Origin of the sequence: Pseudomonas abietaniphila (assembly GCF_039697315.1) — a bacterium.
GTDB lineage: Bacteria > Pseudomonadota > Gammaproteobacteria > Pseudomonadales > Pseudomonadaceae > Aquipseudomonas > Aquipseudomonas abietaniphila_B.
In genome coordinates this window covers 6,291,578-6,315,083 of the sequence record NZ_CP155619.1, presented here as the reverse complement: position 1 = coordinate 6,315,083, position 23,506 = coordinate 6,291,578, and the positions used below count along the sequence as shown (strand labels likewise).

Sequence of the window (23,506 nt, the reverse complement as noted above, 5' to 3'; positions counted from 1 at the left end):
CATGCCGTCCTTTGCGTCGCCAGACCTCTATCCAGGCAAGCGACGACGCGCTTGCAAAAGCACTCGCACTCAACCTAAAAATGATTTATTTTTGAAATGCAATTCTATTTTAATAAAATTTCGCGTCCGCACCGCCGGATCGCTTCAGGAGCACTCATGAGCTTCTTCCCCGCCCCAACTATCACTGAAACCACTGTTTTTACCCGCCTGCCTGAGCGATTTCGCGACCCGCGGCGCACAACCTGGGCTGACGCCAATCGCCAGGGGAAAGTCATCGATTCATTTCTGGAGGGCCCGTCTTTTGACAGAGATGGCAACCTCTACGTCACCGATATTCCCTATGGCCGGATCTTCAAGATTTCTCCAGTGGGCGAGTGGACGCTGGTCTGTGAGTACGACGGTTGGCCCAACGGCCTGAAAATTCATCAGGACGGTCGGATTTTCATCACCGATTACAAGCGCGGCATCATGTTGCTTGACCCGCAAAACGGGAAGATCGAAGCGTTTCTGGAATCGGCAGGCTCGGAAGGCTTCAAAGGGGTGAACGATCTGGTGTTCTCGCCGGCAGGCGACATGTACTTCACCGATCAGGGCCAGACAGGCCTGCAGGATCCTACCGGGCGTGTCTACAAACTGGATGCAGCCGGTAACCTCACGTGCCTCATCAATACCGTCCCCAGCCCGAACGGGATCGTGTTCGACCCCAAACACAACCATTTGCTGATTGCGGTGACCCGCGCGCAACAGATCTGGCGCATCCCGCTGGGTAACGGGTCGATTATCAGCAAGGTCGGCGTCTTCGCGCAGTTGCATGGCGGACTCGGCGGCCCTGACGGTCTGGCGCTGGATGACGAAAGCAATCTGTACATCGCTCATACGGGTTTTGGATCGGTCTGGCGACTCTCCAGGGTCGGAGAACCGACTCAGCGCTATGTGTCCTGCGAAGGCATTAGCAATACCAACCTCGCGTTCGGGGGCGATGACGGTCGTACGCTATTCATCACCGAGTCGGAGACGGGCTCCATCCTGCAGGTTCGAACACCGGTGAAAGGCCTGCAGATGTATTCACATAGCTGAGTGGCTGCCATAGGCCCACAAGCCTTCTAACAACAACGATAAAAGAAGTGACGCCATGACTCCGCACACAACGACCACCGCCACACTCTCCGATGCAGAAGGTGAAAAGCTGCTGCGCCGCGTTCTGCTGCGTATCGTACCGTTCATCTTTGTCTGTTACGTGATCAGCTACCTCGACCGAACCAACGTCGGCTTTGCCGCCATCAGCATGAACAAAGACCTCGGCCTGACCGCGACCATGTTCGGTTGGGCGGCGGGCCTGTTCTTCTTTGGATACTTCATTTTCGAAATCCCGAGCAACCTGCTGATGCAGCGCTTCGGCGCACGCATCTGGATCGCACGGATCATGATCACCTGGGGGCTGATCTCGGTGGGAACAGCGTTCGCCACCGGCCCTGTCAGCTTCAGCATCATGCGCTTCCTGCTGGGGCTTGCCGAGGCAGGCTTCACGCCGGGCGTGTATCTGTACTTCACGTACTGGTTTCCGGGCAAATGGCGGGCAAAAGCCACGGCAACGTTCCTGCTGGGCATCCCAACAGCCAATATTTTCGGCTCCCCACTTTCGGGATGGCTGCTGGACATGCACGGGATCCTGGGCCTGAAAAACTGGCAGTTTTTGCTGATCGCCGAAGCCATCCCCGCCGTATTGCTGGGTATTGCCTGCCTGTTCGTCATGGTGGACACCCCGGCCAAGGCACGCTGGTTGAGTGAGCGGGAAAAGACCTGGCTGCAAAACAAGCTGAGCAGCGAGCAGGCTTCGATCAGCGCCTCCCATGGCAACACCTTGCGCGGCGCGCTGACCAATCCAAAGGTTTTCGTGCTGGCAGCCATCAACTTCTGCTGCATCGTCGGCTCGATCGGTATCGGCATCTGGATGCCCCAGATCATCAAGAGTCTGGGCATGGAGAACAGCACCGTTGGCCTAGTCGCTGCACTGCCTTATGTGTTGGGCGCAGTGTCCATGACGATCTGGGCGCGACTGGCTAACGGCAGCAAGCACCGCCTGCCTTATGTGGTGGGCGCACTCGCGTTCGCAGCGGTTTCACTGGTCGCAGCTGCGTTAATCGATCAACCGGGCTTGAAGATCGCCAGCCTGGCTTTGGCGGTTGCCAGCATTCTGTCGTTCCAGGCCACATTTTGGGCGATTCCTTCGTCGTTCCTGACCGGGCGTGCGGCGGCGGGCGGCTTGGCGTTGATTGTCTCGATCGGTAACCTCGGCGGGTTCGTCGGCCCCTTCATGATCGGCCTGATCAAGGACGCTACGCAGTCCTACTCCGGACCGTTCTACGCCGTGGCATCGATTCTGATGCTGGGCACCTGCCTGATGCTGTGGCTGGGCGATCCAGCCAGGCAGCAGGCAAAGCCTGACACCGTCGCTGAACCCGCTACTGAGTGCTAGTCGGCGACGGTGAGCGAGTTCGCCAGTAGAAGTGATCGAACAGCATGTAGCCCAGCAGCAACACCCCGGCGACCCCCATCGTCGCCGGGGCTCCCCAGACGACCGACACCAATCCCGCAAACAGACCGCCGAACGCCTCGAAACCAAAGCGCATGGAAAGGTAGAACGCGACCACACGCCCTCTCAACTCGGCAGGTGCCTGGCTCTGCAGGAGCATGTTGCTGCTGACGTTGCTGGCGGTGATGCCAAACCCCAGAATCGCCAGAGACAGCATGGCCCATCCCAGCGGCATGTTCAGCGCCAGACCTGTGAGTCCGCACGCGCAGCACGCGGCGGCAATCACGATGAAGCGGGCAAGGCGTGGCAACGAACCACCCAGCGCCAGACACAGTGAGGCGACGAACGCCCCGGCTCCCGCCGCGCCCCACAACCAGCCCAGCGTGGTGGCATCGCCTTGATAGGAAACGCGCGTGATCACGGGCAGCAACACGGCATAAATAGACGACAGCAAATTGACCACAACCACGCTTAGCAACAGCCTGCGCACTTCGAATGTGCCCCACATATAAATGAGGCCCTCACGGAAGATCTGCCCCGTCTTGCCAGCCACCCGGGCCGAGGGCACCCCTTTGACCTTCATCAAGGCAAACAGCAACAGAGAAAATGCACAGGCGGTGATCAGAAAACACAACGCCTCGCCGCTGTACGCAATGAGCGCTCCCGCCAGCGGGGGGCCAATGAAACGTGCCGCATTGATCAGCATGGCATTGAGCGCCAGAGCATTGGGCAAGTCCGCCGGGTCGGCAACAAAGCTGCCGATCAATGCCTGACGAAGAGGCGTTTCGAACGCATTGAGCACCCCCAGCACAAGCGCCATCGCGATGAGCCAGTAGCTGTTCATGTCCCCAAGCCAGGTCATCACCGACAGAAACAGCGACTGAGCAGCCAGCAAAGCCTGGGCGATCAACAGGAGCCGACGCTTGTCGTGCTTATCAGTCCAGGCGCCAGCGAGCGGGCCGATGCACAGCTGCGGAGCCAACGACAGAAAGGTCAGCAGCCCCAGCAATGAGGCGGAACCGGTGAGGTGATAGGCCAGCCAGGTCAACGCAACCTGCTGCACCCATTTGCCTAGCGTGGAAATTGCCTGGCCGAAAAAATAAACCTGGAAATCACGGTGAGCCAGTGCCCGGACGGGAGTCGGCCACTGTTTACGAGAAGGAGTCTGGGGCGTCATTCAGGCCTCTGTAGCGGGCCACAGGCCGCCCGCTCTGGATAGACAGCAGGCGGCTCGCACATGGTCGTGCAGTGCGCCAGATTACTCTGGCAGCTGACAGCCTTTCTTCTTCAACGTTTCGATCACCCAGCTGCGGTCGTTTTCGCCCTTGGCAATCTGATCCATCTGCTTGAGCTCGGCATGATGCTTGAAGGTGGCGCGTTCGTACACCTCAGCCACGTGATCATAGGGTATGCATAGCAGACCATCATCATCACCGATGATCAAATCGCCTGGCTCGATCACCATGCCGTCAATGGCGATAGGGACGTTGATTTCACCCGGACCGTCTTTGTACGGACCGCGATGGGAAATGCCCGCCGCGAACAGCGGGAAATCACCGGCACCGATACTGCAGGCATCACGAATGGCGCCGTTGATCACGATGCCCGCCACGCCACGCTTGACGGCATAGGCCACCATCATCTCGCCGATCAGAGCGTTGCTCAGATCGCCGCCTGCATCGACCACGATCACATCGCCAGGCTGAGCGATGTCGATTGCGTAATGCAGCATCAGATTGTCGCCCGGCCGCGCCTTGACCGTCAGCGCCGCGCCCGCCAGCACACCTTCACGATGCATCGGCCGAAGACGGGCACCACCGGCCGTCATACGGTTCATGGAATCGCTGACGTTCGCGACGGGTACTTCGCGGTAGCGTGAAATCCATTCCGCGCTGACTTTACGGGTGGCATTCAGGACTCGGAATCCGATGGACATGGCATCTCTCTCTTAAAATTGTGGGGTGCCGACGGGCAATACCCGGCTGAAATAATAGAATTGCATTTCATTTATCAGCATTCAAGATTTTTTAACCTAGCCCGCACTACCCTTCATCGCTGATTTCTTTTCGTTATTGAAATGGCATTTCATTGTGATAGGGTTGAACTCAGCACACGACAACCTCGTGGGTCGATATTCACGATAAAAACAAGGTAGATATCCATGACTCGCAAAATCTTGCTGACAGGCCCTGCCCTGACAGCCGATGCCATGCACCACGCGGACAGCCTGGGCATCCGGATCATTCCCACCACGCCCTACCTGCCCGCGGATGAGCTGACCGCTATCATCCGTGACGAGCAGCCGGATGCGATCATCGTTCGCCAGGGCAAGCTGACGGCAGAAATGATCAAGGCGTCAGCCAATCTCAAAGTGATTGCCAAGCACGGCGTGGGCTACGACTCCATCGACATTCAGGCCGCAGCAAAGCGTGGCGTGCCGGTCACCATCGCGTTGGGCGCCAACGCACAGTCGGTGGCAGAGCACGCATTTGCGCTGTTGTTCAGCGTTGCACGGCAGACAGCCCACCAAGACGCGCGGCTGCGTGCCGGTCACTGGGACAAAGCGACGGCCAACGGCACCGAGCTGTTTGGCAAGACCCTTGGGCTGATCGGTCTCGGCTCGATTGGCGGGATTCTCATGGACTTGGTCGCTCCACTGCAGATAAAGGTCAAGGTGTACGACCCCTTCCTCAAAGTCCTACCTGATCGCGCGCACGTCGAGCGCGAAGACGATTTCGACAGGCTGATCGAGAGCAGCGACATCATCAGCTTGCACTGCCCGCTCACCGACCAGAACCGCAACCTGTTCAGCACCGCCCAGTTCAAGCGCATGCGCCCGAGCAGCATTCTGATCAACACAGCGCGCGGCGAGCTGATCGACACTCCGGCGCTGGTCGAGGCATTGCGCAGCGGGCAGATCGCAGGTGCGGGCCTGGACACGTTCCACCCTGAGCCGCCACCTGCCGACAGCGACCTGTGGACCCTGCCCAACCTGGTAGCGACCCCGCATGTGGGTGCCAATACCAGCGAGGCCCGCGACCGTGTTGGTCTGCTGGCCGTGCAACAGGTCATCAAGATCTGGGAAGGCGAAGCCATGGACCCAAGGTGCGTCGTAAACCGTCACCTAATGAATGACTGACCTCTTGATCGAACAAGTGCCGCTGCGCAGTGGCACGCGTGCGTTTCGAACCGTTTCTCCAAAAAAATAAACACAGGAGAGCACAATGGCCGTAAAGCCTTCCGCCGCCCCCGTCAGCGAACTCGAACGCGCCACGATGCATCGAGTGGCCTGGCGTCTGCTGCCCTTTCTGATCGTCTGTTACCTGATCGCAATCATTGATCGGGGCAACATCGGGATGGCCTCGCTGCAAATGAACCACGACCTGGGCCTCACGCCAGCCATCTTCGGTTTTGCCAGCAGCCTGTTTTTCGTTTCCTACTTTCTGATCGAAGTGCCCAGCAACCTTGCGCTGCAGAAATTCGGCGCACGAATCTGGATCGCTCGCATCATGGTCACCTGGGGCATCATTTCCGCAGGTACCGCTTTCGTTCAGGGTGCCAACTCGCTGTATGTCATGCGCTTCTTGTTGGGCGCTGCAGAAGCGGGTTTCTTTCCGGGCGTGTTGCTGTACATGACTTATTGGCTGCCGTCGGCGTACCGGGCTCGCATGGTCGCGATCTTCATGGTGGCCATCCCGGGGGCCAACTTCCTGGGCTCGCCTCTGTCGGGCTTCCTGCTGACGCTGGATGGCTGGATGGGTATGCGCGGCTGGCACTGGCTGTTCATTCTGGAGAGCATTCCGGCCGTGTTGCTGGGTATCGCGTGCCTGTTCGTGCTGACCGACCGCCCAGAGCAGGCAAAGTGGCTGACTGATGAGCAGCGCACCTGGCTGGTCAACCGACTCGATGAAGAGAAACAGCGCAAAACCAACATCGGTCACATGTCGTTGTGGAAGCTGCTCAAGCACAAAGACATCTGGGTGTTGGCGCTAATCTACTCCGGCGCATCGGCGGCTGGCAGCACGATGAGCGTTTGGGCACCCCAGTTGCTCAAGACCTTCGGCCTGTCCAACCTGGAGATCGGGTTCACCAACGCTATTCCTTACGGCATCGCTTCGGTGGCCATGATCATATGGGGACGCAGCTCTGACCGTAGCAACGAACGTCGCTGGCACACCTCGCTCACGCTATTGCTGATCGCTGCCGGCCTGCTGTTGGCGCTGGTGACCTCCTCGCTGCCAGCCACCGTGGTGCTGCTGACGATGGTTCTGGTCGGTGCCTACTCGATGAAAGGACCGTTCTGGGCGCTGGTGTCGACGTGGCTATCGAGCAGCACGGCGGCGGCAGGTCTGGCTGCTATCGGCGCTTTGGCCAACCTGATCGGTGGGGGTGTGATGGTCAACGTCTATGGCTCCATCCATGACGCCACCGGAAGCTACGCCCTGGCAATGCTGCCGCTGGCCGCCCTGTGTGCTGCCGGGGGGATTGCGGTTCTGTTGATGGGCCGCAAGCACAAACGGCAGCCCGTTGGGGAGCACGGTTCGATCAAAGCGAGCTGAACCTGCGAACTGGCGATGAAAGGTGCTCGGGCCAGACTTGAGCACCTTTTTTTTCCTCGAAATTCACAACAATAATGAGAGTTCAGCATGACCATTACCCGTCGTCAGTTCGTTCAGGGTGGCGTTTCACTCGGGGCTTTCATGTCGCTCAATGCATTCGCAGGATTCCGCTATTCCAGCGGCGAAAACACTTCGATGCTGGTGCCTCCCGCAGGCAGCGTGGATTGCCACATGCACCTGTACGATGATCGTTATCCGGCAGCACCGGGGGCGACGTTGCTGCCCCCCAATGCTTCATTGGAAGATTACCGTCACGTTCAGGAGCGCCTTCATGTAAGGCGCATGGTCATTGTGACTCCGTCCACCTACGGCACCGATAACCGGGTCATGCTCAATGGACTGGTCAACGCGAAAGGCGACGCACGCGGCGTTGCGGTGGTCGCGGGCACAATTACAGACAAGGAGCTGCAAGAGCTCCACGCGGCAGGCGTTCGCGGCATACGCTTCAACCTGAGCTACGGCGGAGCCAACCTCGACGATCTGGAAAAACTCGCGGCGCGGGTCAATGAACTGGGCTGGAACGTGCAGGTCGTGGCGCCGGGCACGCAACTGACCGATTTGGAAAGCCGTCTAGCGAAACTGCCCTCCCGGCTGGTCATCGATCACATGGGCCATGTACCTCAGCCAGAGGGTGTGAAGTCGGCCGCGTTCGCTGCAATCACTCGATTGCTGAACAACCAGCGCACGTGGGTCAAGCTGTCAGGCCCATACATCCGATCCAGGGTTGGCGCGCCCAGCTATAGCGACGTTGGCCAGGTAGCGCTGGCGCTGGTGAAGATAAACCCGGAAAGAATGCTGTGGGGCAGCGACTGGCCCCACCCCACTGCGACCGAAAACAAGCCCAACGATGCAGAGATTCTCGATCTGCTCTACCAGTGGGCACCGGCGGAGCAGGACCTGACACGTATCCTGCGCGACAACCCGGTCAGCCTGTACGGCTTCAGTTGATAGCTTTCGGGACAGGGGCGTTAAGCGCGCCTTTTTCCTCGCGGGTGGATTTGCCGCCCAGACTGCGAGTCAGGTCCTCCGCAACTGCGACAAATACATCCCGGATGGATTTTGCGTAGTCGGCGGTCAACCGGGCCGCCGGCCCGGAAATGACCAGCGCCCCCACGATCTCCTGTAACGGGCCGTAGATGGGCAACGCCACTGACGCTGCATGTGGATCAGTGGCGCCACTGGAATAGAGCGGCTCCAGCCCGTCCTTTGCACGACTGAACGGCGTGCGCAACGCCTCGGCGCCCGCCGCGCCATCCATTGGGCGCATGTCCCCTGGCTGCAGGTGCAAACGCAGGCGATGCGGTGAATTGACCCGATACTGACAGAGACGATAAGCGCCGTGACGCACATAGAAAGAGGCCGTCTCGCCCGTTTCGTCGGTCAGCTGGTGCAGCCTTGGCACCACGTGCCGTTCCAGATCCAGCGCCTCCTGATAAACCGCGTTCAGGCGCATCACTTCGCTAGCAAGCATGTACCGACCATCCGCCATCCGGTTGACGAAGCCATACGTCTCCAGTGAAACCATCAACCGCATGATGGTGCTCTTGATCAGGCCGGTGCGTTCAACCAGCTCGACAAGACTCAAAGCAGTATCCCCGACGCTGAATGCGGACAGAACGGTGAGCACCCGATCGGCAGATGCCACGCCGTTGACCGCTGGGCGCGGACGCGTTTTGACCATCGTTGACTCTCCTTGGCGACTAACTGAACGTCGAAAGCGAAACAGGCCGGCATTATCCGATAGCTGAAGGTGGATAGCTACCGGACGGGGGAAGACACGCCATCACGCGCTCTGCGACGCCTACAGGCTCTGAGCGGCACACACCCAAAATAGCAATATTTCGAAACATCGTTTCATTAAACACTTAAGAGTCTCGACTCCATGCCTACATAAGTATATTTCCCACATTCGTGGAAGGTACATCCTTTATCTCGCGCAGAGGTCTGCACCATGATCCGCAACATCTCCATCGCGGCACGATCCGCGATCAGCTTCACATTGATCGCTTCCATCGTGGTCATTGTCGGCTCTACGGCTTGTTAAAGATGGCCGTGATCGACAACACCAATCGCACTATTCAGCAGAGCGGCATTCCGTCTTCGGCTGCATTGGGCGCCATGCGCGAAGCCATTTTGGGCCTGCGGGTCAACTCACTGAAGCTGGCGCTCTATCCATCTCCGGAAATGCGCGAAGACAGCAACCGTCGCCTGGCACTCCAGCTCAAGAAATTCAGCGAAGCGCAGGCGGCCTACTCAGCCAGCATCGATCATCCAGACGAGCGCGCACTGTTTGAAACCATCAAGCCGATTCTGCAAGCGACCGAGCCGGGTATCCGTCAACTGATCGACCTGGGCAAGCAAGGACGTGAAAAAGAAATGATCGACCTGCTCAACGGCTCGCTACGACAAAACTCGGAACAGTCGTTTCCCAAGCTCTACGTACTCACCGCGCTGAACGACCGCAACATGAAGGGACTTCCTACGGTAACCCCAATCTTGAGATCGGCATGGGCACAGAGAGAACACAAGCACACTCAAGCAAAGCAACATACGAGGCATGAGCAGATTCCTAATATTTTGCTGTCTCGCCGTACCGATTGGTATGGGTGTAAGAAAATTCGGATTATTTTTCAACCGAAACGAAATATGGAACTTATATTCACGATGTATGGAAGCTATTTTTTCTGGTACCCGCTGGCGTGCAACCTTGCTGACACATCAGGCTAAAGCACCGCAGCTGAACGCTCAGATACTCTCCGGGACATCGATCTGAATCGGTAACATCACCCTCGCAACTGCGTACTCTGACGCACTCGTTACTGCTTCAGCGAGAGCACCCACCGCCTGTTCTGCAACAGCTGCAACTGGATGCGACAGGACAGCCTGCACCAAGGCATTTTTCAGCGCCTCTCGGGTCAAAGGGGTCAGGTCGTGACAGATCACCACCGGCAGACGTTCTCCTTGGACCTTGTGTTCACGCAACGCACGCACCACCCCGGCAATACCGCCGCCAGCAATGTACAGCCCCACAAGATCAGGCTCGCCGGCCAGTAAATCCAGTGTGTTGCCGTAGGCGAACTCATCGTCTTCCAGCGTCAGGCGCGAGGCGAGCAGATCCCAGTCGCTGGAGTGATCGGCCAGGAAGCTGCGAAAGCTGAATTCGCATAACTCCTGGCACTGAAAACGCTGACTGCTGACCATCACGGCGGCCGAACCAGGCGTCGCCGCCAGCTGAGAAATGAACCAGCCCGCAGTGCGCCCCATTAGTCGGTTGTCTACGCCCACATAACCTGCTCCGACAGCAGTCGATAGCTCAGAGATCAGCGCCACCACAGGAACCCCGCCATCACGAAGCTTGGCAACGGCCTCACGCACCACAGGGTGGTCCACGGCCACAACACCCAAACCATCGACTTGTTTGCGCAAAGCCAGAATCCGTTGGGCGACAGTGGCTGGATCAAGGTCATCCAAGTAGCCGATCACGACTCGAATACGCGCCCGCGCGAACGTCGCAGCTGCGTTTGACAACGCTTGCGCCAGCCCCTGATAGAACGCCACCCCGCTTTTTTGAAGCAGAAATCCAAGCCGTACAGTGGGTCGGTCATTCAACACTCGCTGCTCGATGACGCCCTTGGCATGAAAGCCCAATCGCGCTGCCGCCGCAGCGATGCGCTGAGCGGTATCGGCACGGACATCGGCGCGCATGTTCAGGACCCGGTCCACAGTAGAGAGGCTGACGCCCGCTTCGCGAGCGACATCTTCCATCGTGGGACGCATTTTTTGACGGACAGTCTTTGACATGTTTTGACATCTCTTTTTCAGATCATGAAGGGTTTTGACAGGTTATGCCACTCTCCCGTAGCGCCCCCTGACGCATCTCACTAGCATCTTTTCACACGCTAAACGCTCGCTAAAAACAACAATTGCGGAGTGCTTCATGACCATCCACATTTCCACCGCGCCATGCTGCTGGGGCGTCGACGACGTCAAAAACCCATTTCTGCCGCCATGGCGCCGTGTCTTGAGTGAGGCTGCCGAAGCTGGCTATCGGGGAATCGAACTGGGGCCATACGGTTACCTACCGCTGGATGCTGCAGTCGTGAGTTCTGCGCTAGCAGAAAATCAGCTGCATGTCGTTGCCGGGACGATTTTTGATGACTTGGCTACCCCCACAAACCGGCCTGCTCTGCTTCGCCAGACCCACGACATCTGCACACTGCTCAAGACATTGCCGCCCATCGAACAGGAAGCCAAGCAGCGGTATGCGGGCCCCTATCTGGTGATCATGGACTGGGGACACGATGAGCGCGACTACGCCGCCGGGCACTCCGATCGAGCTCCGCGACTGAGTGATGCGGCTTGGAACGACATGATGGATAACATCCGCGCCATCTGTGACATCGCGTGGAAGGAATACGGCATCAGGCCGGTGATCCACCCTCACGCAGGCGGCTATATCGAGTTTGCCGATGAACTGGGGCGACTGGTCGACGACATTCCGGATGAGGTCGCCGGCTTGTGCTTGGACACAGGGCATCTCTACTACGCCGGCATGGACCCTATTGCATCGCTGCGCACCTACGCCCATCGCCTTGATTACATCCATTTCAAAGACATCAACCAAAGCGTGTTCGATCAGGTGATGAATGAACGCATCAGATTTTTCGACGCCTGCGGCAGGGGTGTCATGTGCCCGATTGGCCGAGGCGTTATCGATTATCCGGCGCTGTATCGGCTGATTCACGAGCTGGGCTATGAGGGCTACATCACCGTCGAGCAAGAACGCGATCCGCGTAACGCTAATGGCAGCCTTGACGATGTCGCCGCCAGCCGGGCCTTCCTCGCCCGCACCGGTTTCTGATCCACGACGCTGAATAAAAAGGACAACAACATGATCAATGGCAGCAAACGAATTTCCCGGCCAATCCGCTGGGCCATGGTGGGCGGCGGCAGCCAGAGCCAGATTGGCTATATCCATCGCAGCGCAGCCCTGCGCGATCGAAGCTTTGAACTCGCGGCGGGCGCCTTCGACATCGACCCGGCCAGAGGTCGCGCGTTTGGTGAGCAATTGGGCGTCGATCCCGAGCGCTGCTATGCAGACTATTTGAGCCTGTTTGAGCAGGAGGCCCAGCGCCCCGATGGCATTCAGGCAGTATCAATTGCTACGCCCAATGGCACCCATTACGCGATTACGAAAGCGGCCCTTGAGGCCGGGCTGCATGTGGTTTGCGAGAAGCCTCTGTGTTTCACCGTCGAGCAGGCCGAGACCCTGCGCAACGTGGCCAAAGCTAATAATCGAGTGGTCGGCGTGACCTATGGTTACGCAGGCCATCAGCTGATCGAGCAGGCTCGGGCGATGATTGCTGCAGGCGAGCTGGGCGAAATCCGCATGGTGCACATGCAGTTCGCTCACGGGTTTCACAGCGCGCCTGTCGAAGCGCAGAGCCAGGCAACCCAATGGCGTGTAGATCCCCGCCAGGCAGGCCCAAGTTATGTGCTTGGAGATGTAGGAACACACCCGCTCTACCTGTCAGAGGTGATGCTGCCTGACCTGAAAATCAAGCGCCTGATGTGCAGCCGTCAAAGCTTCGTGGCCAGTCGCGCGCCGCTGGAGGACAACGCTTACACCCTGATGGAGTACGAAGGCGGCGCGATGGGCATGGTTTGGTCCAGCGCAATCAACGCAGGCTCCATGCACGGGCAGAAGATCCGTGTCATTGGCTCACGAGCCAGCCTGGAATGGTGGGACGAGCGCCCCAACCAACTGAGTTTCGAAGTGCAGGGACAGCCCGCCCAGATTCTTGAGCGCGGCATGGGTTATCTGCATGCCAATGCGTTGCTCGACGACCGAATCGGTGCCGGGCATCCAGAAGGCCTCTTCGAAGCCTGGTCCAACCTCTACTACCGCTTCGCCTTGGCAATGGATGCCGCCGACCGAGGCGATGTCGAGGCTCTGGCCGCCATCCGCTACCCCGATATCGACGCAGGAGTCGAGGGGGTCCGCTGGGTCGAGCGCTGCGTGGAATCCGCCGACAAAGACTCCGTTTGGGTCACCTACTGACGCCTGGCGGCTCTGCCTACCGCATGACCGACCTAAATATGCGCCCCAGCGCGCAGTGTGCAATTACTATGGAGAACAACAATGAAAATCGCACTCGATCCCTACATGCATCGTCACCTCAGCCTGCCCGGGCTGTGCCGCAATACCGCTGAGCTGGGCTATGAATACCTGGAGCTGTCTCCCCGCGACGACTTCTTGCCATGGTGGGTTCGCCCTCGCGCGCACAAGGAACGCATCAACGAGTTTAAAAAGGCGCTGCGTGACCACAACCTGCAGCTCGCTTCGTTGCTGCCAATGTACCGCTGGGCCAGCCCTCACGAGGATGAGCGCCGGACGGCCGTCAATTACTGGAAGGAGGCAATCCAGATTGCTGTGGAGATGGGTTGCACGACCATGAACTCCGAATTCGGTCGAGGCCCCTCCCCTGACCGCGGCCATAAGGTCAGTTGCTGCGGCGGTTCACACAGTCACGAATCCAGCGAAGCCGCCTGGTGGCGCTCCATGGAAGAGTTGGTGCCGGTGCTGGAAAAGGAAGGCGTGACGCTGAACGTCGAGCCCCATCCTGAAGACTGGTGCGAAACGCTGCACCCGGCCCTGGACATGCTGAAAAGCATCGGATCCCAGAACGTCAAGTTTCTCTACTGCACGCCGCACACCTTCTACTTCGGTGATGACATGGCGAAAATGATCGCCGACGCAGGTTCGATGATCGCTCACGTGCACATCGCCGACACCTACAATCACAAGGCGTCATCGGGGTTGCGCTACATCGTCAACCCACCCGGAGCGAAGGTTACCGTGCACCAGCACATGGACATGCATCAGGGCGAAATCGACTGGGATCTGTTCTTCAGCTCACTGGCAAAAACCGGCTTCGACGGCATCGTCACGGCATGCGTATTCGGATGGGAAGAGCGCGCTGATGACTCGGGCCGTTTCATGCACCGTGAGATTCAGTCTTACGTCGACAAATACTTCAAATAACGTGAAGAGGCCGCTTCGGCCGCCTCTCCTTATCTAAAGGGCTTACGCGGGGCGGAGACTGGTCGCCTGACCATCAACTCCACAGGCACAACAATTATCTGCGCCTGAGAATCCCCCTCGCGCATGAGAACTAGAAGTGCGCTAACTGCTTTTCTGGCTTGATCCTCTCGATCCTGCCTCAACGTCGTAATCGAGAGTGTTTCGCTTGCCGCAGCGGGTATATCGTCGAACCCCACCACAGAGATGTCCTCGGGGACGCGCTTGCCCAAGCCGTGAAGGCGATTGACAGCACCACAGGAGAGCAAATCGTTGTAAGCAAAAATCGCTGTAGGGACGGGTGAGTGCGCGACCAGCGCATCCACCCCTCGGCGACCTGCATCTGCGTCGCTTCCGCCCTCAAAAACCAGCGGTGGCAGATCATTTTCGAGCATCACTTGCAGGTAGCTTTCCAGGCACTCAGCAGCAGCGGCTTTCGTGCCGCCGCGGATATGCGCGATATGGCGATGACCCAGGGTGATCAAGAACCTGAACAGCTTCTCGACCCCTCCTCTGTCATCGACACTTACCGTTGAGACGTCTGGATTCTCGACATTGCGCCAGACGAATGCCTAATGGCAGCATATCTGGACCAGCAACTGGTGGGCATTGGAGGTCTGTCTGTTGATCCGTTCACGCATGCCAGTACAGGGAGGCTGTGGCGTGTTTACGTGGTTCCTGCGCCACGAGGGCAACAGATTGGCAGGCGACTGGTTAGCGCCTTGCTTGCCCATGCTGCTTTGCACTTTGAAAGTGTGCGTCTTTACAGCGACACCGCCGAGGCAAGCACTTTTTACCTGCGCTGCGGCTTCACACGAACCAAAGACGCTTAAGCGACACACATCGTGCAGCTCAGGAAGCTCTAACAGAGTCAGCTTTCGGCCAGAAGCCGTCACTCGAATTATTTATCTCGCGGGCACGCAGACGAGAGCGGTTTCACATATCTGATCAGAACACATCTGGCTCTAAGGTCTAAGAGTCTTCTGGCGCCGCCGGTTTGGTGACCCGTCTGTTGCGGGTCGGCTGCGGCTGTGAGCGTAAATGGGTCACCATCTGCTCCAAGGTTTCTGCCCTCGCTTGCTGCGTCGTTGCCGCATGCTTCGCGGTTTCCAGAAGGACGGAATGTGCGGCGAATTTGGCTTCCCACTCAGCCAGCTGCCTAGCGGTTTGGGCTGCGAGTGCCTTCTCGGCTGCCAGCTCTGGCTTAAGAAGGTCCAAGGCTTGCAGCGTCGTCTCGAGCCGTTGCTGCAGTTGAACCAATTGCTTCGCTGATTCCTTGAGCTGTAAACCAGTCGCCTTTGTCTCTTCGCGGGCACGGTCGACCTCCCGGTGGGCACGCTCCTCCACGCCTCTCACATAGGTCTCCTGTGCTTTATGAGCCTGGTCTGCGTCATACCGGTCCGACAGCAATTGTCGTTCAAGCGACTGAATCCGCTCACGTTCAGTTTCACTTTCTTTTTTCAACCCGTCGCGTTGCTCTGTGAGGTCTTCGATTTGTCGCTGGCCTTGATCCAGCAGCCGCTCCAGATCAGCGAGCCGGCGCTCAGCAACCTGCTGTTGCGCGATCGCGGCTGCGGACTGCTGACGATACTGAGCCGCCTCCTGCCGGGCCGCATCCTCGATTGCCAAGATTTCTGCTCTTTCGGCCATGAGGACCTGACGCTGTTGGTCTAGAGACTGTTCCGCCACATCTTCGGCAAGGCGCACGGCCTGCTGCCAGACCGCGACAAACGCCTGTGACACTTCGGAAGGCAAAGATGGAAGGCGAGTTTCACTTCTGAGACGTTGAGCCAGGCGGTCCCACCATTGATCCAAGAGGCTACCAACGCGAGCAGGACTACCGCGCCCGAGTTCCAAGCGAACGCGCTCGACCGTGGGCCGCTCGCCACGCGCCAGTACCGCATCAGCTGCTGCAAATACTTCTTCTTCGGGAACTCCTACCGCCATGACCTGCCTCCAGCTATATTAGGTCTGATAAATTAAGTTTATCCGACTCTATTTTTCGATAAATAGTATTTTACTACGTTGAACGTAATGAATAAAACGAATCAACTAAAAGCTGCGATCGACGGCCCATTGTCACTGGATACGCTCGCAGAAAATGCTCGGCAGGCTGCCCAGGCCTTCATCGCAGCGGGGACTGCAGCCAATACCGTGCGCAGTTACCGGAGCGCCCTTGCCTACTGGGCAGCCTGGCTGCGTCTGCGTTATGAGAGCGTGTTAGGTGACGGCCCGTTGCCGGAAACGGTGGCACTGCAGTTCATCCTCGATCACCTTGCCCGACCGCTCGAAGATGGCGGTTGGGCACACCTATTGCCGCCGGCGATAGACGCCGCTCTAGTCACGGCCAAGGTTAAAAGCAAATCCGGCGCGCTAGCCTTTAATACGGTGAGCCATCGCCTATCGGTGCTCAGTAAATGGCACGACGTAAATAAATGGCCCAGCCCCACCGCGTCAGTCGCGGTCAAAACCTTGCTGCGCGAGGCACGCAAGGCACAAGTCCGCCAGGGTCTTGAGGTCAGGAAAAAGACGGCCGTAGTGCTTGAGCCGCTGCAGGCCATGTTGGCGTCGTGCACGGATGGTGTCCGTGGCATCCGCGATCGCGCCCTGCTTCTCTTGGCCTGGAGCGGTGGCGGTCGGAGGCGTTCAGAAGTGGTCGGTTTGACGATCAACGATGTGCGGCAACTGGACGCTGACACCTGGATCTACACACTGGGAGCAACCAAGACTGATACCGGCGGCGTGCGTCGTGAAAAGCCTTTGCGTGGTCCAGCCGCACAAGCATTGGCTGCATGGCTAGAGGTCGCCCCGGCCAAGTCTGGACCGTTGTTCAGACGGTTATATAAAGGTGGCAAGGTCAGCAAAAGCGGGCTGTCGGCTGACCAAGTGGCCAGGATCGTCCAGCGTCGAGCGAAATTGGCCTGCCTTGAGGGTGACTGGGCGGCACATAGCCTTCGCTCAGGTTTTGTGACCGAGGCTGGACGGCAATCCGTGCCTATTGGTGACGTTATGGCGATGACCGAGCACAGGAGCATCAGCACCGTTATGAGCTACTTCCAAGCAGGATCACTCCTGGGAAGCCCTGCAAGCCAGCTACTATCTCGGGAAGCGCAGCCGAACCATGACAGTGCCGAACCTGACTTAGGTCATGACTAGAAGCGACAGCTGGCTGCGACTGCGCCAGCCGCGACATGAGGCATATGCGGGTAGTGTCACTTCCCCCCAGACAGTTCGGCTTTTACGCGTGCCAGCAGTTCGTCCAAATCATGACCCGATTGCAGCACAAAACCCTCAGCCAAGATGCTAAGTGGGTGCACGCCCATCATATCGGCAATCGCGGTCAGCTTGTTAACAGTTACCGCTTTCGTCCCCCGCTCCAGTGAACTGATGTAGGTTCGACTGCTGATGTTGCCAAAATCCTCCTGAGTGTAGCCCGTACGAAGACGTGCATTGCGCAAAGCTTGGCCAACAGCATCGTTCAGTTCCATTTGCGACTCCTGCAAAAGGAACGATGAAGCGGCATTGAACACTAAAGGACTACAATCTATAGTGTTCATTTTGGATGCGGGGTAGCCTGTATGTTCGTAACTCATCCAGGCGCTGAACTTCGCAGTAGCCTGCATTTCCCTGATGGCAGCAGGCATTGGGCGATCATCGAACAGGAGCTGGCCGTACCTTGGCTGTATGTGTGCATAACACAATGGGATAACAGCTTCGATTTTCAGCGGATGATGTTGGTTTCCTGCGTGGACCATTTTCGGCAGCTTTTACAAACTCTGCCAACTGATGCGACCGTGACTCGCGTCATGAGTGTAATGCCCAGTCACGACAGCTCGGGCACCTGGTCAATTGTTCCGGTACAGGCAATCGAATGGCGTGAGAGTAGCGGAGGGCCGGTATTTATGATCGATCTATCCAACGGTAGCCACTACGAAGAGTCAGCGAATAGCGCGACGCCGCTTCGCGATCAACAAACGCTCTACCGCGCGGCCTGACTGGTCTGTCATCCCGCCGCAACAACCGGCGAGTTGCGACACATCTTGACATAGGGGTTGTACCAAAAGCGTAAAAGGGTCGCCGGGTGCGGTTGGTACGACCAAAATTGTACCGTTTCACGCGCACGGACATTTGACTGATCAGCAGTACTGCGGCGCTTTTGGCAACGCTCAGCGCTCTGGCTGACCAACCATTGCGGGTCGACATGGACAGTAGTGAGTTGCAGAAGCCTGGAATGGGCGTAACCACAGATACAGACGACCTCATTGCCCAAGGTCAGTGGCGGGACATTGGAAGAAAGCGCAACTGAAAAACGATCCCGCTCCATCGAGCAGCTCGCGTTAGTCCGCTCAATGCCGGACCAGATGGCGTAAAAATGCGTAATCCACAGCGCCATGATTTGCCGTTGGGTGGTCGGCAAGATCGCATGTGAGGGCGCCGTCAGGTTGATTGGTCCCCCTTCCCCGTAGTCATACCGCAACGCGAGCCGCCAAGCCAGAAATGCTGCAGATGCCGTACAAGCACATGTGCTGTCGAGTGCGTGCAAGCCTTGGGTCGTGAGCGTTGTCAAGTATCGATAGCAGGCCGCATGCGCTCTGACATATCGCTTGTAGAGGTAGTGCCGAACACTGCGGTACATTGCAAACAGAGTTTCATGATCAGGTTGAAAGACTGCATCATCGGCCCTATAGGGGGTCGTATTTACTTCAAGGGGCGGCAACGGAGTAGATGAGATGGCTTGAGAAGCTGGAATAGGTCCGACAGCGGAAAGTGCCAGCTGCAAGCCGCAATTGATCATCTGCTCCTGCCTGGTGGGGACTGACCCACCCAGGTAAGCTGCGTCATAAAGCGAGCTGGCATAGTCAATGAGCGGGCTATTTATTTTTCGGGCCGCATTGAACCACTTCTGCAATGCCAGTCCCAAACTGGCGTAAGCGTGCCACTGATCAGCTGTGATCACGCTCAGTCGCACCGAGCCCGTTGAGCAAAAGGCAAAATGTCCGCAACGGATGCTGGCGTTGAATGCCTCGTTTTGCGCCCGGATCGACATCCCGCCTGGCGAGCAGGCACGCGAACAACTTCTACAGTGCGTCAGCAGTTCATCATGCCAAGGGCACCTCTTAAAAATGTGTAGCAAAAAAAAGACCGAATGGTAGCCTGCGGCTATGCACTGTGGACAATGGCGAATGAACGCGGCCGACTCTCGCTGCGTCCCGCTTGTCACGTGATCAATGAAACAACGGCTGATTGCCGCCTTTGAAAGCCCCAACCCGCTGGCTAGTCTCGCGCTGTTCATATCCGTGGCAGCCCAGTAGCGCGCGCCAGCACGATCTGAAAACGTCTTAATCAGGCTGTGGGGGGGGATGAGATTCAATCCGCCAGCCTTGATGAATACTGCCCAAGATGACTCAAATGGTAGGTAATTAAATTGACCGTAAATGATTTTCATCTGGATCAAACCTGCTTAGGGGCTTGTTGCATGATCATGACAAAATCAAGAATCAGGCTCTTGTTGATGGCGACAGCGACCGTCTCATTCGAGATGGAAAAGTCGGAATTATCGGCGTGTCGGCTACGCATCAAAATGTCTTCAACCATTCGGAGAGTATGCTCCAACGGCAGTGCAGCGGCACCTGCATCGCCTGCCGTATTGGTAAGCGCAGCCCAAATCAAACCGGCTGCTCCGGCCAACCTGAAGCCAGCGGCATAGGCAAGCGGGAGGAAGAATTGCGTGTAAGTGCATCCCGAATCCAACGGATACTCCTTGTTGGAATCGTACTCATTCAAAATAGAAGTGAAGTCCTCCACCGTGAGGCATCCCACAAATTTGATGGGCTCGCACAAAAATCGCGCGACCAGGTTGGTCGCGCCCAGCGAGAACAACAGGTTTTGCTTTCCCAAGATTTCGGATTGTCCAAAGCCTAAGGTAGTCATATTGATTCCACGGCTTTCAAGTTTGTTATGAATAACCGATAGCTCAGTGTAAGCTTCGATCGTGAGCATTTGATTTTCATCTAGAATCAAAACAAAATGATTGCCATTGCGCTCTTCAAGCTCAACGATCACATGGAGAAGGAATTTCTCCTTCAATTGGTTATAAGGCTCCTTAGACTTTGTCGGGAGTTTAAGAGCCGTGACTAAGTCACCGACCAGTCTGCCGGCCTTATCGCCATCGCAGGTATGATATAAAATATATTTCCGGGGAAACTCGGCGGCGAGCAGATCTCGAATGATGGTCGCACATCTGGTCTTCCCCATTCTTGGCCTTGCATACATGAACGTGCCTGTGTGCCTGGCAAAGACACGCTCACGTATAATTGAGTAAGCCTTGGCGATCATTGGCGTAATCAACGTATAACGGGTAGTCACCACCGGATGATCTTCGAGTAAGCGCTCACGGTCCACTTCCGGCACCTTTAGATCTTCTTTCATGACCCACGCCTTTTTTTATTGATAACGTCGTTCAAGTCAGGGATAGGCTTCCCTATTATGAGTGAGTCGGAGTACTCAAGCATTTTTCCAGAATCTTTGACGATATAAGCTGGTGCTTCCGTCATTTGCAGTTCAATACCTGCTTCGTTAGCCACGCGTGCAGCCTCAGTCGCATCCCGCGCATTAATGTCACCACCGGATTTGCTGCTGGCGCTGAGCGCAGCAAGGTACACTTGGACAGGATTCTGTTCCGACGCGACCTGCAATGCACGGTCGGCCATTTTGGTATTAATGGCCATACGAGTCTTGAGATCATGCTTTGTATCCGCCCACTTCCCCTGTGCCACGAGCCTTCCTAAGAGAAACCCGTCTGGGGTATAAGCGGTAATCGCCCGCAAATCAGCTTCATCAATAAAAATAGTCAATTTTTTGCCAATCAACCCCCACCCATCAGCCAAAAGCGGACTGCTATAACGAACCCGCATGAATTGAATGTATGGGCGTCGCCCGCCTTTCGTATTGCCTCGAACGGTAACAAGTTTCTTAGTTTGAAGAACCTCGGTGGACTGACACCGACGTCCCAGCGTTCTAGGCAAAAAGTGATTATTGTCCTTAGCCATCTTTTCCCTCAAATAGTCGAGAGGAGATAAAAAACACAGCCCTTCGCTCATTCTGGCATTGTACTGAGCGATCTCAACGTCCAACAAATGTAATATTTCTTCCGCCAGAATAGGAATTCGTTTGGCAATCTGCTCTGCGTTGGGAGCTTTTCCATTCCCAGGACCGTGGCCGGTGGTGCTGGGTAAGCGACAAAACACATTCTGAGAAAAGAGCGCAAACAAGTGCTCAACATGCGCGCGTCGCTCAAAGTGTCCAGGGGGACCAAGCGTCCAAAAAAAACCGAGCTCTTTCCGAGCAAAATTGCTTACTTTTTCAGACAAGTGGGCCAACGCCCCATCGAACTTAGCTACCGAAAACAAAGCTCCTTTGCATTCATTTATTACGGCATTTGGCAACCCGCCGTTTTCTGGATAAACCAAGCCATCAATCACCGGATCGGGACGAGGTTGCCCACAAATGGAGTAACGCATTACATCAACCACATCCTGCGCGGAAGGCTCGCTGGTAAATACGCACTTGTAAGCGAGTACTGCAAATGATGCTACATCGACCATCAGGACCACCCATAGCCGGCTAATCCCGACATTCACATACAAGCCATCAGGCGTTTTAAATCGGACCGCCGAGTGGCAGTCCCAGTGATACCCATCGATTTCCACCGCATCGAAAGGCTCGGTAAATTTCAACGCAGGTCTAGCTGACCTCCCGACAGCGAGATGTGCTTTTGCTGCGCTTTCACCCTCAAATTTTATAAAGAGGTTATGCAGGTTATTTTTCGTCTCCTGTACAAACTTAGATATCGTACGCAGACCCAAATGTTTAGTATTGAATGGCCATTCATGACCATTTGCACCGTACTTCTCGAGCAACTTGAGAAAATCTCTATGATACGAAAACGATCTCTTTCTGAACTCCTTAACACTGTTCGGTGTTACCGATGCTTTGATGAGTTTAATGAAATCCGCCTCCAACCCCGGGAATTTCTCAAAGGTCTGCCTCAGCATCCCGGAAAATCCGCCTTTTGCTTCCGAAAGCTTACGCCTTGCGGGAAGGGTACGTTTATAACCATGTATAAAGAGATGGGGAATCAGTGCGCGGCATCCCCACAAGCTACCATCCGGCGCGCATTCCATACAGCGGCGTAAGTAGTAGTAAACAGTGGTCTTACTTATGCCCGTGCAATCCTTAATTTCCTTGATGGTAGCGTTTGAACAGTAAAGCCGCATCGCTTCATACTTTCGCTGATACTGGTCCAACTCATAATCTGACAATCCGGTTAAATCGGGCTTATGCCAGTCATCGAATGTTCCAAACGCTGATCCCTTGAGTGACATAACCAGCGTCTCAGTAAGCGGATTCCGGCAGTGACCGGCACATCCACGGCGTCCGATGGCCAAACGGTCCATCTGCTAGATCCACCTCTAAGAAGCCCTTAATTGTCTGCCGCATGAATACCCCGCAAACCTCCGAAGGATCAAAGTTTGGTAAGCCATCCAAAACATCGTTTAGCACACCTTTTTTTTGGGCCGAGGTGAGGGCACGTACTGCGTTTGCAGCAGCAAGGCACTCCTTGTGAGCAATAGCTGCAGCAAACGCAATCGGCTTCATAAGCTTTACAGCTAAAGCTGACTTAGCCAGGACTTCGCTATGCGGAACGCAGATAACACCCTGTGTAACAGCCTCACGAGTTCTTCGATCACTGATTATCACTTTGGAAGGTCCTGTTGACCGCCTATTTATTGAAAAGTCAAAATTGTCGACTGCGGTCCCAAGACGAAACGATTCTACATCGGGGTCTATTTCTAAGTGCGCTAGCCAGTAGATAAGGGCAATATCCGATGGCAACACTAGACTTGCACGGCTCTTTTCGCTCCACGCACACCACAAATTACCGGTCGCCCCGCCTCGAGTTCGGGCTGCCTCGAGAATGCGCCGACGCATGGCGTTTTTTGGCGTTACATTCGATTTCATTATCGTCACCCGCAGATTTTGTCTGCCTGCACTCAACAATAACGGATCCATCATTCGTCGATAGATTTTTTGCTTATTAGACACAGCAAAAACCTCCGGAACACGAATAAATTATTTCCTAGCTCAATGCGCTGACAGAAATACGAAACACGTATTAATACGGCAGCGCTTGCGACTTCGATTCGTCACACGTAGCAATAAGAGTTAAAAATAAAACAATCATTGATGTTGCGCGCGTCAACTTTATTGAAG

Annotated in this window: 23 protein-coding genes; 12 read left to right on the top strand and 11 right to left on the bottom strand. The window is 56.3% G+C overall.

All coding sequences use genetic code 11. The annotated features are described in order from the left end of the window. The first annotated feature begins 156 nt into the window (after positions 1 to 156). The gene (locus ABDX87_RS27925) at positions 157 to 1,077 is read left to right on the top strand and encodes an SMP-30/gluconolactonase/LRE family protein (protein WP_346830802.1); all 921 of its coding nucleotides are present in this window, start codon (positions 157 to 159) and stop codon (positions 1,075 to 1,077) included. 55 nt (positions 1,078 to 1,132) lie between these two features. After that, entirely contained in the window at positions 1,133 to 2,476 is a 1,344-nt protein-coding gene (locus tag ABDX87_RS27920) for an MFS transporter (RefSeq protein ID WP_346830801.1), read from the top strand. Here ABDX87_RS27920 and ABDX87_RS27915 read toward each other — a convergent pair. After that, positions 2,463 to 3,710: an MFS transporter gene (locus tag ABDX87_RS27915; protein WP_346830800.1), complete on the bottom strand. Its 1,248-nt coding sequence runs from the start codon at positions 3,708 to 3,710 to the stop codon at positions 2,463 to 2,465. The two genes, ABDX87_RS27920 and ABDX87_RS27915, sit on opposite strands and share 14 nt — an antisense overlap. An 81-nt stretch (positions 3,711 to 3,791) precedes the next feature. Next, positions 3,792 to 4,469 carry an RraA family protein gene (locus tag ABDX87_RS27910; protein WP_346830799.1) on the bottom strand — a complete coding sequence of 226 codons (678 nt, stop codon included), beginning with the start codon at positions 4,467 to 4,469 and terminating at the stop codon, positions 3,792 to 3,794. A 225-nt stretch (positions 4,470 to 4,694) separates the two neighbouring features. Here ABDX87_RS27910 and ABDX87_RS27905 point away from each other — a divergent pair, with 225 nt between their 5' ends. From ABDX87_RS27905 to ABDX87_RS27895, 3 genes are all read left to right on the top strand, one after another. After that, entirely contained in the window at positions 4,695 to 5,672 is a 978-nt protein-coding gene (locus tag ABDX87_RS27905; RefSeq protein WP_346830798.1) for a hydroxyacid dehydrogenase, read from the top strand. 85 nt (positions 5,673 to 5,757) lie between these two features. After that, positions 5,758 to 7,092 (top strand): MFS transporter, encoded by a 1,335-nt coding sequence (locus tag ABDX87_RS27900; RefSeq protein WP_346830797.1) that lies wholly within the window; start codon positions 5,758 to 5,760, stop codon positions 7,090 to 7,092. 87 nt (positions 7,093 to 7,179) lie between these two features. Then, on the top strand, positions 7,180 to 8,100 hold the full coding sequence (locus ABDX87_RS27895; RefSeq protein WP_346830796.1) for an amidohydrolase family protein: 921 nt from the start codon (positions 7,180 to 7,182) through the stop codon (positions 8,098 to 8,100). Here the strand turns inward: ABDX87_RS27895 and ABDX87_RS27890 are convergent. Beyond that, a complete protein-coding gene (locus ABDX87_RS27890; RefSeq protein WP_346830795.1) occupies positions 8,093 to 8,833 on the bottom strand; it encodes an IclR family transcriptional regulator in 741 nt (246 codons plus the stop codon). The two genes, ABDX87_RS27895 and ABDX87_RS27890, sit on opposite strands and share 8 nt — an antisense overlap. Before the next feature lie 365 nt (positions 8,834 to 9,198). Between ABDX87_RS27890 and ABDX87_RS27885 the strand changes: the two genes are divergently transcribed. Then, positions 9,199 to 9,879, top strand: a complete 681-nt coding sequence (locus ABDX87_RS27885; RefSeq protein ID WP_431061189.1) for an MCP four helix bundle domain-containing protein — start codon at positions 9,199 to 9,201, stop codon at positions 9,877 to 9,879. Between the two features lie 18 nt (positions 9,880 to 9,897). Here ABDX87_RS27885 and ABDX87_RS27880 read toward each other — a convergent pair whose 3' ends face one another. Then, complete coding sequence (locus tag ABDX87_RS27880) at positions 9,898 to 10,953, bottom strand: LacI family DNA-binding transcriptional regulator (RefSeq protein WP_346830793.1); 1,056 nt, start codon at positions 10,951 to 10,953, stop codon at positions 9,898 to 9,900. Between the two features lie 136 nt (positions 10,954 to 11,089). Between ABDX87_RS27880 and ABDX87_RS27875 the strand changes: the two genes are divergently transcribed. The 3 genes from ABDX87_RS27875 to ABDX87_RS27865 all read left to right on the top strand — a co-directional run bounded on the left by ABDX87_RS27875 (position 11,090) and on the right by ABDX87_RS27865 (position 14,197). Continuing rightward, a complete protein-coding gene (locus ABDX87_RS27875; protein WP_346830792.1) occupies positions 11,090 to 12,013 on the top strand; it encodes a TIM barrel protein in 924 nt (307 codons plus the stop codon). A 30-nt stretch (positions 12,014 to 12,043) separates the two neighbouring features. Next, complete coding sequence (locus ABDX87_RS27870) at positions 12,044 to 13,213, top strand: Gfo/Idh/MocA family protein (protein WP_346830790.1); 1,170 nt, start codon at positions 12,044 to 12,046, stop codon at positions 13,211 to 13,213. A gap of 81 nt (positions 13,214 to 13,294) precedes the next feature. Continuing rightward, positions 13,295 to 14,197 carry a sugar phosphate isomerase/epimerase family protein gene (locus ABDX87_RS27865; protein ID WP_346830789.1) on the top strand — a complete coding sequence of 301 codons (903 nt, stop codon included), beginning with the start codon at positions 13,295 to 13,297 and terminating at the stop codon, positions 14,195 to 14,197. Between the two features lie 29 nt (positions 14,198 to 14,226). Here ABDX87_RS27865 and ABDX87_RS29385 read toward each other — a convergent pair whose 3' ends face one another. Beyond that, entirely contained in the window at positions 14,227 to 14,730 is a 504-nt protein-coding gene (locus ABDX87_RS29385) for a substrate-binding domain-containing protein (protein WP_431061290.1), read from the bottom strand. Between the two features lie 78 nt (positions 14,731 to 14,808). Between ABDX87_RS29385 and ABDX87_RS27855 the strand changes: the two genes are divergently transcribed. Then, positions 14,809 to 15,066, top strand: a complete 258-nt coding sequence (locus tag ABDX87_RS27855; protein WP_431061188.1) for a GNAT family N-acetyltransferase — start codon at positions 14,809 to 14,811, stop codon at positions 15,064 to 15,066. Positions 15,067 to 15,205: 139 nt separating this feature from the next. Here ABDX87_RS27855 and ABDX87_RS27850 read toward each other — a convergent pair whose 3' ends face one another. After that, entirely contained in the window at positions 15,206 to 16,180 is a 975-nt protein-coding gene (locus ABDX87_RS27850; RefSeq protein ID WP_346830787.1) for a DNA-binding protein, read from the bottom strand. Between the two features lie 78 nt (positions 16,181 to 16,258). Between ABDX87_RS27850 and ABDX87_RS27845 the strand changes: the two genes are divergently transcribed. Next, entirely contained in the window at positions 16,259 to 17,389 is a 1,131-nt protein-coding gene (locus tag ABDX87_RS27845) for a site-specific integrase (protein WP_346830786.1), read from the top strand. Between the two features lie 56 nt (positions 17,390 to 17,445). Here ABDX87_RS27845 and ABDX87_RS27840 read toward each other — a convergent pair whose 3' ends face one another. Continuing rightward, entirely contained in the window at positions 17,446 to 17,721 is a 276-nt protein-coding gene (locus ABDX87_RS27840; RefSeq protein ID WP_346830785.1) for a helix-turn-helix domain-containing protein, read from the bottom strand. Between the two features lie 90 nt (positions 17,722 to 17,811). Between ABDX87_RS27840 and ABDX87_RS27835 the strand changes: the two genes are divergently transcribed. Continuing rightward, complete coding sequence (locus ABDX87_RS27835) at positions 17,812 to 18,228, top strand: hypothetical protein (protein ID WP_346830784.1); 417 nt, start codon at positions 17,812 to 17,814, stop codon at positions 18,226 to 18,228. 8 nt (positions 18,229 to 18,236) lie between these two features. Here ABDX87_RS27835 and ABDX87_RS27830 read toward each other — a convergent pair whose 3' ends face one another. From ABDX87_RS27830 to ABDX87_RS27815, 4 genes are read right to left on the bottom strand one after another with little or no spacing between them, the layout of a single operon-like run. Continuing rightward, positions 18,237 to 19,679 (bottom strand): hypothetical protein, encoded by a 1,443-nt coding sequence (locus ABDX87_RS27830; protein WP_346830783.1) that lies wholly within the window; start codon positions 19,677 to 19,679, stop codon positions 18,237 to 18,239. A 5-nt stretch (positions 19,680 to 19,684) separates the two neighbouring features. After that, positions 19,685 to 20,662: an AAA family ATPase gene (locus ABDX87_RS27825; protein ID WP_346830782.1), complete on the bottom strand. Its 978-nt coding sequence runs from the start codon at positions 20,660 to 20,662 to the stop codon at positions 19,685 to 19,687. Next, a complete protein-coding gene (locus ABDX87_RS27820; RefSeq protein ID WP_346830781.1) occupies positions 20,659 to 22,689 on the bottom strand; it encodes a helix-turn-helix domain-containing protein in 2,031 nt (676 codons plus the stop codon). The genes ABDX87_RS27825 and ABDX87_RS27820 overlap by 4 nt, the downstream gene beginning before the upstream one ends. Continuing rightward, complete coding sequence (locus ABDX87_RS27815) at positions 22,628 to 23,338, bottom strand: hypothetical protein (RefSeq protein WP_346830780.1); 711 nt, start codon at positions 23,336 to 23,338, stop codon at positions 22,628 to 22,630. Before ABDX87_RS27815 ends, ABDX87_RS27820 begins: the two co-directional genes overlap by 62 nt. Positions 23,339 to 23,506: the final 168 nt, after the last annotated feature.

Coding starts and splice junctions, on each gene's coding strand:
- ABDX87_RS27890 (WP_346830795.1), bottom strand. CDS start 8,833: ATGGTCAAAACGCGTCCGCGCCCAGCGGTCAACGGCGTGGCATCTGCC.
- ABDX87_RS27855 (WP_431061188.1), top strand. CDS start 14,809: ATGGCAGCATATCTGGACCAGCAACTGGTGGGCATTGGAGGTCTGTCT.
- ABDX87_RS27910 (WP_346830799.1), bottom strand. CDS start 4,469: ATGTCCATCGGATTCCGAGTCCTGAATGCCACCCGTAAAGTCAGCGCG.
- ABDX87_RS27835 (WP_346830784.1), top strand. CDS start 17,812: ATGTTCGTAACTCATCCAGGCGCTGAACTTCGCAGTAGCCTGCATTTC.
- ABDX87_RS27920 (WP_346830801.1), top strand. CDS start 1,133: ATGACTCCGCACACAACGACCACCGCCACACTCTCCGATGCAGAAGGT.
- ABDX87_RS27915 (WP_346830800.1), bottom strand. CDS start 3,710: ATGACGCCCCAGACTCCTTCTCGTAAACAGTGGCCGACTCCCGTCCGG.
- ABDX87_RS27900 (WP_346830797.1), top strand. CDS start 5,758: ATGGCCGTAAAGCCTTCCGCCGCCCCCGTCAGCGAACTCGAACGCGCC.
- ABDX87_RS27870 (WP_346830790.1), top strand. CDS start 12,044: ATGATCAATGGCAGCAAACGAATTTCCCGGCCAATCCGCTGGGCCATG.
- ABDX87_RS27875 (WP_346830792.1), top strand. CDS start 11,090: ATGACCATCCACATTTCCACCGCGCCATGCTGCTGGGGCGTCGACGAC.
- ABDX87_RS27880 (WP_346830793.1), bottom strand. CDS start 10,953: ATGTCAAAGACTGTCCGTCAAAAAATGCGTCCCACGATGGAAGATGTC.
- ABDX87_RS27825 (WP_346830782.1), bottom strand. CDS start 20,662: ATGAAAGAAGATCTAAAGGTGCCGGAAGTGGACCGTGAGCGCTTACTC.
- ABDX87_RS27830 (WP_346830783.1), bottom strand. CDS start 19,679: ATGAAAATCATTTACGGTCAATTTAATTACCTACCATTTGAGTCATCT.
- ABDX87_RS27885 (WP_431061189.1), top strand. CDS start 9,199: ATGGCCGTGATCGACAACACCAATCGCACTATTCAGCAGAGCGGCATT.
- ABDX87_RS27865 (WP_346830789.1), top strand. CDS start 13,295: ATGAAAATCGCACTCGATCCCTACATGCATCGTCACCTCAGCCTGCCC.
- ABDX87_RS27840 (WP_346830785.1), bottom strand. CDS start 17,721: ATGGAACTGAACGATGCTGTTGGCCAAGCTTTGCGCAATGCACGTCTT.
- ABDX87_RS27925 (WP_346830802.1), top strand. CDS start 157: ATGAGCTTCTTCCCCGCCCCAACTATCACTGAAACCACTGTTTTTACC.
- ABDX87_RS27850 (WP_346830787.1), bottom strand. CDS start 16,180: ATGGCGGTAGGAGTTCCCGAAGAAGAAGTATTTGCAGCAGCTGATGCG.
- ABDX87_RS27905 (WP_346830798.1), top strand. CDS start 4,695: ATGACTCGCAAAATCTTGCTGACAGGCCCTGCCCTGACAGCCGATGCC.
- ABDX87_RS27820 (WP_346830781.1), bottom strand. CDS start 22,689: ATGGACCGTTTGGCCATCGGACGCCGTGGATGTGCCGGTCACTGCCGG.
- ABDX87_RS27895 (WP_346830796.1), top strand. CDS start 7,180: ATGACCATTACCCGTCGTCAGTTCGTTCAGGGTGGCGTTTCACTCGGG.